General features: G+C 53.8%; 10 protein-coding genes. 8 read left to right on the forward strand and 2 right to left on the reverse strand.

Annotated elements, in window-relative coordinates:
• On the reverse strand, positions 1 to 674 hold a 674-nt coding region (locus tag AC06ND_RS10010; RefSeq protein ID WP_475678836.1), incomplete at its 3' end, for an alpha/beta hydrolase.
• A gap of 180 nt (positions 675 to 854) precedes the next feature.
• On the opposite strand from AC06ND_RS10010, the gene AC06ND_RS10015 reads away from it, so the two are divergent.
• The 3 genes from AC06ND_RS10015 to AC06ND_RS10025 all read left to right on the forward strand — a co-directional run bounded on the left by AC06ND_RS10015 (position 855) and on the right by AC06ND_RS10025 (position 4,620).
• Positions 855 to 2,438, forward strand: coding sequence for a bifunctional metallophosphatase/5'-nucleotidase (locus tag AC06ND_RS10015; protein WP_475678837.1), 1,584 nt, complete (start codon positions 855 to 857; stop codon positions 2,436 to 2,438).
• Between the two features lie 3 nt (positions 2,439 to 2,441).
• The gene (gene crcB / locus AC06ND_RS10020) at positions 2,442 to 2,804 is read left to right on the forward strand and encodes a fluoride efflux transporter CrcB (RefSeq protein WP_475678838.1); all 363 of its coding nucleotides are present in this window, start codon (positions 2,442 to 2,444) and stop codon (positions 2,802 to 2,804) included.
• A 154-nt stretch (positions 2,805 to 2,958) separates the two neighbouring features.
• Positions 2,959 to 4,620 (forward strand): AMP-binding protein, encoded by a 1,662-nt coding sequence (locus tag AC06ND_RS10025; protein ID WP_475678839.1) that lies wholly within the window; start codon positions 2,959 to 2,961, stop codon positions 4,618 to 4,620.
• Here the strand turns inward: AC06ND_RS10025 and AC06ND_RS10030 are convergent.
• Positions 4,607 to 5,464 (reverse strand): LytTR family DNA-binding domain-containing protein, encoded by an 858-nt coding sequence (locus AC06ND_RS10030; RefSeq protein ID WP_475678840.1) that lies wholly within the window; start codon positions 5,462 to 5,464, stop codon positions 4,607 to 4,609. The genes AC06ND_RS10025 and AC06ND_RS10030 overlap by 14 nt on opposite strands.
• 63 nt (positions 5,465 to 5,527) lie before the next feature.
• Here AC06ND_RS10030 and fabF point away from each other — a divergent pair, with 63 nt between their 5' ends.
• From fabF to AC06ND_RS10055, 5 genes are all read left to right on the forward strand, one after another.
• Positions 5,528 to 6,784 (forward strand): beta-ketoacyl-ACP synthase II, encoded by a 1,257-nt coding sequence (gene fabF / locus AC06ND_RS10035; protein WP_475678841.1) that lies wholly within the window; start codon positions 5,528 to 5,530, stop codon positions 6,782 to 6,784.
• Positions 6,785 to 6,809: 25 nt separating this feature from the next.
• Positions 6,810 to 7,232 (forward strand): 3-hydroxyacyl-ACP dehydratase FabZ, encoded by a 423-nt coding sequence (gene fabZ, locus AC06ND_RS10040; RefSeq protein ID WP_475678842.1) that lies wholly within the window; start codon positions 6,810 to 6,812, stop codon positions 7,230 to 7,232.
• Between the two features lies 1 nt (position 7,233).
• Complete coding sequence (gene fabG / locus AC06ND_RS10045; RefSeq protein ID WP_475678843.1) at positions 7,234 to 7,986, forward strand: 3-oxoacyl-ACP reductase FabG; 753 nt, start codon at positions 7,234 to 7,236, stop codon at positions 7,984 to 7,986.
• Positions 7,987 to 7,998: 12 nt separating this feature from the next.
• On the forward strand, positions 7,999 to 8,793 hold the full coding sequence (locus tag AC06ND_RS10050; protein WP_475678844.1) for an enoyl-ACP reductase FabI: 795 nt from the start codon (positions 7,999 to 8,001) through the stop codon (positions 8,791 to 8,793).
• A gap of 3 nt (positions 8,794 to 8,796) precedes the next feature.
• Positions 8,797 to 9,354 (forward strand): ACP S-malonyltransferase (locus AC06ND_RS10055; protein ID WP_475678845.1); only part of this gene is annotated, 558 nt, incomplete at its 3' end.

Raw genomic sequence — 9,354 nt, forward strand, 5'->3', positions numbered from 1 at the left:
TTGGTCATACCGTAGGTCATGACAATGATGAAAGGCTTGATCTTACCCTCAGCGATGAGGTTGTCCATGATGAGGTTTGCGTGGCCCTGGTTAGACCATGCATACTCGTTCTCACCCCAACCGTGCTGGAGGTAGAGTACAGGGTACTTGGTCTTGTTCTTAGGATCGCCATAACCTGCAGGAGTGTATACGAAAGCCTTGCGGAGCTGCTTGGTGCTCTCAGACCAGAAGAGAACCTGCTGTACGTTTCCGTGAGGTACGTTCTTCTCTGCGTAGAAATCTGCGTCGTGAGCAGGGATCTCGATACCAGACTCCCAACGGGTTGAGCCGTAGTAGTTGTTGGTGCCAGGATCGTTGAAGATACCGCCGTCGATAGATACATGATAGTAGTGGAATCCCTCGTCCATTGGACCTGAGGTTGTACCTTCCCAGATACCGTCACCCATGTGCTTGAGAGTGGTACCACCCTGCCCACCGAGACCGAGGCTTACCTTAACCTCTGCTGCACCTGGAGCGTTGATGCGGAAGCGTGCATAACCCTGAGAGTTTACCATAGGATACTCCTGACCTGGCTGATTGAGCTCAGAAGGCTTGAAGTCTTCCTTGATTTCCTGTGCATTGGCACCCATGCAGATAGCGAGAGCTGCCAAAGATGTGAACAAAGACTTTTTCATCTGTTAAAAATTTAGTGGTTTATTGAGTGAATTTGTGTCCATTAACTCTATGGTATCACAAATATATGAAAAAGTGCACAATCGCAAACGGAAATCTTTGCTAATTTTGTGTTGTAAACTGACGTTGATATGAAGAACTACTTCAGATATATTGTTTCCGTTGTAGCAATTGCCTTTTGCATGAGCATTGGCACAGAGCCGGCATATGCGAAAAGATTCATCCCTAAGAAATCGAAGGCACAGGCCGTGATCTTTTTCGATAATGATGTCCACAGCCATGTCGACGGATATGCAGTTGCCGCGAAACTCAAGAAGGACGCACTCAATGCGGGAATTGATGCCTGCCTTGTCTCGAGCGGCGATTATGTTCAGGGTGCCAGCCTCGGTGCCAGCACGAAAGGTGGATCAATTGTCGAGATCATGAATACAGCCGGATATGACGCCGTGACTCTCGGAAACCACGAGTTCGACTATGGTATGCCTCGACTTGCGGAACTGTCCAAGGCCTTGAACGCGACCATCGTGGATTGCAATCTCTATGACCTGAGGACGGGCAGAATGTTTGCTCCGTACAAGATCTTCCAGATGGGCGGAGTGAAGGTTGCTTTCCTCGGAATATCGACCCCATATAGCTTCGTCTCGTCCGTCCCTTCATATTTCCAGGATGACAAGGGTAACATGGTCTACTCGCTCTGTGCAGATAATCTATATGAAGTCGTGCAGGAATCTGTGGATAATGCACGCAAGGAGGGCGCTGACTACGTGATTGTGCTTTCGCACCTGGGAGACGACATCTATTTCGACCCGATCAATTCCCATGAGCTTATCGCAAACACACGCGGAATAGACGTGGTTCTCGACGGACATTCGCACCATTTCCTTCCTGCATGTCACCGCAGGAACATGGATGGAGAGCCTGTGATGCTGACTCAGACCGGTTCCTATTTCGACTATGTGGGTTGTCTTACCATCTCACCCAAGGGCAAGATCTCAGCAAAGCTCATACGCAGCTCGAAGGTCAAGGAGAGAGACGCAGCTACTCTTGCCGTCATTGACAAGGTGAAGAAGGACTACGAATCCGTCGGTTCGCGTGTGGTCGGACGCAGCGAGACGGAGATGATCTTCGCCGATGCCTCGAGTCCACGCATCGTCAGGGAGAGGGAGTCCGGACTCGGCGATTTCTGCGCCGATGCCATCAGACTCACGATGGGTACCGAGATATCCATGCTCGGAGGTGGCTCGATCCGCGCTGCCATCAATAAGGGCGATGTCACCTACAACGACCTTTTCACCTGCTTCCCGTTCCGTAACACTATAGGTATAACGACTCTCAGCGGCCAGCAGATACTGGACATACTCGAGTTCTCGGTGGCGACGCTTCCTGCCGAGTTCGGCGGCTTCCTGCAGGTGTCCGGAATCAAGTTCGACGTGAACGTACGCATCGACAGCCCGGCACGCATCGATTCGAACAAGATACTGGTCAGCTTCGAGGGCGATAAGAGGAGAGTGGACAATGCCATGGTCCTCAACAAGGAAGGGGAGTACGAGCCTCTCCAGCGTGACCGTTTATACACCGTGTCCGGAAGCACCTATCTTCTCATAGAGCACGGCGACGGATATGAGCATCTGTTCCAGGGCACGAAGACCGTGGACACGAAGATCGACGACGTGGACATACTCGAGCGCTATATCACGGAAAACCTCGGCGGAGTCATTCCTGTCCGATACGCAAATCCGGAAGGTAGAATCAAAATCCGCTACTAAGCTATGTTAAGAAACTTTCTCGCGGTCGGTCTCGGAGGTGCGCTCGGCGCCATGCTCCGTTACGGAATGACCCAGCTGGGCAATATACTCGGCTGGTCGTCCAATCTTTCAACTTTCGCAGTGAACGTGATCGGTTCATTCATCATGGGAGTGCTCGTCTCATCGTGCCAGCAGGGCACATGGCTGCTGCTCGCGACGGTCGGAGTATGCGGCGGCTTCACGACTTTCAGTACCTTCTCCAACCAGACGGTGAACCTCCTCCAGCAGGGCAAGTTCGGACCGGCACTTCTCTACGCGCTCGGCACCGTTGTCGTATGCGTCCTGGCCGCATGGCTCGGATGTCTGCTCGGTCAGAAGCTCAGATAGGCTGAAAATTCTCCCAAAACACATGTTCCATTCGCCACAGTATAGGGCCGAATCGCCACAAATGGCGGGTCCGTTCGGCACAAATGGGCAATAGAGTGCATTCCATTGCATATTCCATATAGAACTTTGCGGTGAAACCAAACCTCAGAACTATATGGAATCATTCATCAAACTGTTCCATTCTTCAGTGGCGGATTGCTGGGATAACAAGGCAATCTCGCAGTTTCACGTGAAGGAACTTAACTATTCGGAATTCGCCAAAGAGATCGCAGTCCTCCAGGATATGTGGAGCGCAGCCGGACTCCAGAGAGGAGACAAGATCTCCATCAATGCAAAGAGCGGCGTTAACTGGATGACAGTATTCATGGCATCCGTAACCGGCGGCTATGTGAGCGTCCAGCTCTTCAACGGCTTCACCCCAGCCGACACCCAGAAACTCGTATCACATTCGGATAGCCGCATTCTCTATACGGAGAAGGCAATCTTCTCGGCGATGGACTTCGAGTCCATGCCAGAGCTTCTTGCGGCAATCGACGTCGAGTCCGGCGAACTTCTCGCTTCGAGAAACGGATTCGAGGCTGTATACAACAACCGCTATGCGGCATTCGATGCAAAATATCCTCAGGGATATGGCAAGTCGGACTTCCTTGACAGGATCGCAAATGCTCCTGAGATCGGAATGGACGATATGTGTGCTATCATGTATACTTCCGGCTCGACAGGCAATCCTAAGGGCGTAATGCTCAACGTGAGGAACTTCAGCGCAAATGTCAAGCTCGTCAGCGAGAAACTCCCTATGCGTCGTGGCGAGAATCATTTCAGCGTTCTTCCTTATGCCCATATCTTCGGTCTTACCGTCGACGGCGTGACTTCTCTCAGTGTCGGTATGCATCTCTGCATACTCGGCAGGCTCCCTCTCCCAAGTACGCTCAAGGAAGCATTCCTGGAGCTCCGTCCAGCGGTGTTCTTCGCAGTTCCGCTCATCCTCAGCAAGTTCGTCGACTATGTGCTCGGCGATGTGCTCAAGGACGAGGAGAACAAGGCAAAGCTCGACAACTACGAGGAGAACCCAGAGTTCTGCGACGAACTCAGACAGATGGTGATGGACGCCATGGGCGGCCGTCTCGAGGCTTTCGCAACCGGTGGCGCAGCGATTCCGCCAGATGTGGAGTCAATGCTCGCATTCAAGCTCAAGACTCCTTTCATCACCGGATACGGTATGACTGAGACCGCACCTGTGATCTCTCTCGGACCTGTGGGCAACTACAAGGCGAAGTCTTGTGGTATGGTATACAAGGACTATATCGACGTCAAGGTCAATTCGCCTATGCCACATACCATCCCTGGCGAGGTGCTCGTAAAGGGCGACATCGTATTCATGGGATACTATAAGAACCCTGAGGCTACCAAGGAGGTACTTTCTGCAGACGGTTGGCTCAGGACAGGTGACGTCGGCATCATCGACGAGGACAACATCCTCTTCCTCTCAGGCCGTTGCAAGAACATGATACTCGGAACCAACGGACAGAATATCTTCCCTGAGGAGATCGAGGTTGTCCTCAATTCTCTTCCTTATGTTGCCGAGTCCATCGTTGTGATGAGGAACAATGCGATCCACGCCATCATCGTCCCTAACGGAAATGCCGTGGAGGAGGCTGGCTTCGATGCCCAGACCGTGAATGCTGTAATGAAGGAGAACATCAACTACCTGAACAGCCAGATACCTAAGTATTCGGCCGTGAACACCTTCGAGCTCAGGTTCGAGGCTTTTGCCAAGACACCTAAGGGCAGCATCAAGCGTTTTATGTACGCTTGACGAACTTGTCCTGCGAAGGATTGAGTTCAAGAAGACGCGCAAGCGTCTGTTTATAATAGCTCTTTGAAACTGAAACCTCCTTACGGTCGGGATTGTCGAGAACGATGGTCGCACAATTGTGACCTCGCATGAACTGCTCGAGATGGCCCAGGTTCACGATATATGAACGATGGCACCTGACGAGCGTGGTTCCTGCGATTGCGGACTCGAGTTTCTGGGTAGGACAACGAAGCATGTACTTGTGCTGCTTTCCTTCCGACTCGTAGTAGATCTGAACGTAATTGTCCTGGGCTTCCATGTAGAAGATAGAATCTACATCCAGTGCGATTGCCGGATCTCCCTTGTAGTCGTGGAGCAGTAGCTTCCCGCTCTGATCCTCGGAACCTATCCCGGCCCGGAGGGCTTCATATTCCTCCCTGAGGGCTCTGTTTGCCGCAATCAGCGACAGGTAGCCATAGGGGATTGCGAGAATGAGGCCCACGCAGAGCGCCGCCTTGAAGATCAGAGGCAGATCGGTATGCAGGGTGTTTCCCGTCGCTGCCGGAGTAAGCGCGAGGTATACGAGCGCGATCACGAGATATTCAGAAATAGCCCAGAGTACGAACTTGCCGGCAGTGAGGACCCTCCTCGACTGGAAGTGGTACATGGCTATCTTGCTCAGACCCATCAGAAGGATGGCGATGAGGTAGAATAATATCGTGAAAGCGAAGTGTCTGGCTGGTTGGAAGCCTATCCAGATAGTTGCCGAGAACGGCCTGTATATCAGGAGGAAAGGTATGGAGAAAAGGAATATGACAAGGACGGAAACCGTCAGAAATCCTTTCGAAAACAGGTATTTTGGCATTTCCATGGTCTAGAATCTTACACGTAAAAACGGCGCAAGATACAAAAAGATTTTTAATCCGACATGAACACAGAAAGACGCGTAGTCATTACAGGAATGGGAGTCATATCCCCAATCGGCAATAGTGTCGAGGACTTCAAGACCTCGCTGATGGCCGGAAAATGTGGCATCTCAGAGCTCGATCTCGGAGACTCAGAGGAGGCTAAGGGTATCAATATCAAGGTCGCAGGACAGGTCAGGGACTTCGTGCCTGCCGAGCATGGCCTCACGACCCAGGACGCTCGCAGGAGCGATCGCTACAGCCAGTTCGCAGTGGCGGCTTCGCTCCAGGCGATGGAACACAGCGGACTCAAGGTGGACGAGAATATCTCTTCGGAGAGACTCGGAGTCTACATGGGCTCCGGAATCGGTGGTCTTGAAACCTTCGTACGTCAGGCCAAGAACATGATAGAGAATGGCGGCGGTATGGTTTCGCCACTCTTCATCCCGATGATGATCGCAAACATAGGTGGCGCTAACGTAGCCATCAGACTCGGTGCCCAGGGCCCATGCCTCACCACCGTGTCAGCCTGCGCCAGCGGAACCAATGCGATAGGCGAGGCTTTCCTTGCAATCCGCAGGGGAGACGCAGACGCAATCGTCGCAGGCGGTAGCGAGGCAGCCATCAATCCTATCGCTCTCGGAGGTTTCCAGAATGCCCGTGCACTCTCGACCGAAGCTGATCCAATGAAGGCTTGTCTTCCGTTCGACGCACGCAGAAGCGGATTCGTAATCGGAGAGGGCGCCGGTGTCGTGATTCTCGAGGAATATGAGCATGCGATGGCCCGCGGAGCGAATATCATCGCTGAACTCGCCGGATATGGAAACACCTGCGACGCACACCATGTGACCGCACCTTCTCCTGATGGAAAGCCCGCGGCAAGAGCCATGAAGCATGCGCTCGACCAGGCCGGATTCAAGGACGGAGAATCGCTCTACATCAATGCCCATGGTACCGGAACCCACCTCAACGACAAGTGCGAGACTCTCGCGATGAAGCTTGCCCTCGGCGAGGATCAGGCACGCAAAGCTGTGGTCAGCTCGACGAAGTCCATGACCGGACACATGCTTGGTGCTGCCGGCGCAATCGAGGCTGTGGCCTGCGCCATTGCAATCCAGGAAGGCATGGTTCCACCGACCATCGGACTCACCGAACCGGATCCGGAGTGCGACCTCGACTATGCACCGCTCCAGGCCCGCAAGATGGACATCGACGTTGCCATGTCCAATTCGCTCGGTTTCGGCGGACACAATGCCGCGATAGTCCTCAGGAGGTTCTAAGTATGTTGAAATCGTTCAGATAAAGATGGAAAGAGAAGAAATAAAGAAGCTGTTGCCGCACAGGGAGCCTATGCTCCTGGTCGACGAGATGCATCTCGAGGGCGACAGCTGCGTATCAAGATACGAGGTAAGGGGGGACGAGTTCTTCCTCCAGGGCCATTTCCCGGGCATGCCGACCGTTCCCGGGGTCATACTCTGCGAGATGATGGGCCAGGGCTCTGCGCTGCTGCTTCAGGAGAAGCTCGACGGCAAGACCGTACCTATGTTCGTGGGTATGGAGAGCGTCCGCTTCAAACGCTCGGTGCATCCGGGCGACGTCGTGGAGACCCATTCGAAGCTCAAGGAATGCAGGGCAAACCTCGTTTTTGTTGAATCCAAGGCCACCGTTGGCGGAAAGCTCTGCTGTTCTGCACACTTGAGCGTGGCCCTCGTAGCACCAAACGAATAATATGATCAATATACCAAATCTGCTCCGCGGCAAGGTGGCAATCATCACCGGTGGAGTTCGTGGAATAGGATATGCGATTGCGGAGAGTTTCGCGGCCGCAGGTGCCGACCTCATCGTCACAACCACTCGCGAACCGGAGAGTTCTTCTGAGGAACTTGAGCGTCTCCGCTCTTATGGAACCCGCGTCGTGGCAATGCGCCTGAACGTCGCAGACAAGTCCGAGGTCGCAGAAAGGCTTCCGGAGCTTGTCAAGGAGATGGGTGGAGTGGACATCCTGGTGAACAATGCAGGAATCACACGAGACGGCCTTCTCCTGAGGATGAGTGAGAAGGACTGGGACGATGTGCTCTCGGTCGACCTCAAGTCTTCGTTCAACACTATCCAGGCGGTGCTTCCTTTCATGCTTCGCAAGAAATCAGGCAGCATCATCAACATCTCCAGCATAGTCGGTGTCAACGGCAATCCAGGCCAGTGCAACTATGCAGCGGCCAAGGCCGGCCTGATAGGAATGAGCCGCTCCTTGGGCAAGGAGATGGGCCCTAAGGGCATACGCACGAACTGTATCGCTCCAGGCTTCATACTCACCGACATGACTGCCGGAATGCCGGAGAATGTGGTCGAGGATTGGAAGGGCCGTATCGCTCTCAGACGTCCAGGAACCCCATGTGACGTTGCTGGAGTGGCACTTTTCCTGGCATCGGATATGTCAGCTTATGTGAACGCCCAGGTCATCAACTGCTGCGGCGGGATGTAAAAATCGAAAATTATGGCAGGGATACTTGAAGGAAAGAAGGGCATCATCTTCGGAGCCCTCAACGATAAGTCAATCGCGTGGAAGGCGGCTGAGGCTGCAGTGCGCGAAGGTGCGTCAATCGTGCTTACAAACACGGCGATGGCGCTCCGTTTCGGAACAATGGATGAGCTCGCACAGAAGTGCTCGGCTCCGGTGGTGGTCGCAGACGCAACCAGCATCGAGGACCTCGAGAAGCTCGTGGACGAGACCATGAGCCATTTCGGCGGCAAGTTCGACTTCGTCCTCCACTCTGTGGGCATGTCTCCGAACATCAGGAAGAACATTCCATACGAGACTCTCAACTACGACTTCCTCTCGAAGACTCTGGACATCTCTGCCGTTTCCTTCCACAAGCTCCTCAAGGTGCTCTATGCGAAGGATGCGCTCAATGACAACGGCTCGGTGGTGGCGCTCAGCTACATCGCCGCTGACCGTGCGGTCGGTGGGTACTCGGACATGGCGGATGCGAAGGCTCTCCTCCAGTCCATCACCAGGAACTTCGGCACCATCTACGGTCGCCGCAACGGCGTCAGGGTCAACACCGTCTCCCAGTCTCCGACCATGACCTCGGCAGGTCAGGGAATAGCCGGTATGGACAAGATGTTCGATTACGCTGACAGGCTCTCGCCGCTCGGAAATGCGTCCGCAGAGGACTGCGCCGACTACCTCGTGACCCTTTTCAGCGACTATACCAGGAAGATAACCATGCAGAACCTCTACAGTGACGGCGGATTCTCCAGCATGGTGATAACTCAGGAGATGTTCTAGGATATGAAGGCTTTTCTTTTTCCAGGGCAGGGTTCCCAGTTCGTGGGAATGGGCAAGGATCTCTACGAGAGATCACCACGTGCCAAGGAGTTGTTCGAGCAGGCTAACGAGATACTCGGATACAGGATCACAGACATCATGTTCGAGGGAACTGACGAGCAGCTTCGCCAGACCCGCGTGACCCAGCCTGCGGTTTTCCTCCATTCTGTGATTACCGCCATCTGCATGATGGACCAGGATGAGCATCCGGACATGGTCGCAGGACACTCCCTCGGTGAATTCTCAGCCCTCGTTGCATCTGGCGCGCTGTCCTTTGCAGATGGCCTGAAGCTCGTCTATGAGCGTGCGATGGCCATGCAGCAGGCATGCGAGATGAATCCTGGCTCGATGGCTGCGGTCATCAACCTTCCTGACGAGACCATCGCTCAGCTGTGCTCGGAGGTCGAAGGAGTCGTGATTCCGGCGAACTACAACTGTCCTGGCCAGGTTGTCATTTCCGGAGAGAAGGATGCCGTAGCCCAGGCATGCGAGAAGATGCTCGCTGCTGGCGCGAAGAGGGCT

The organism is Candidatus Cryptobacteroides sp. (assembly GCF_056207615.1).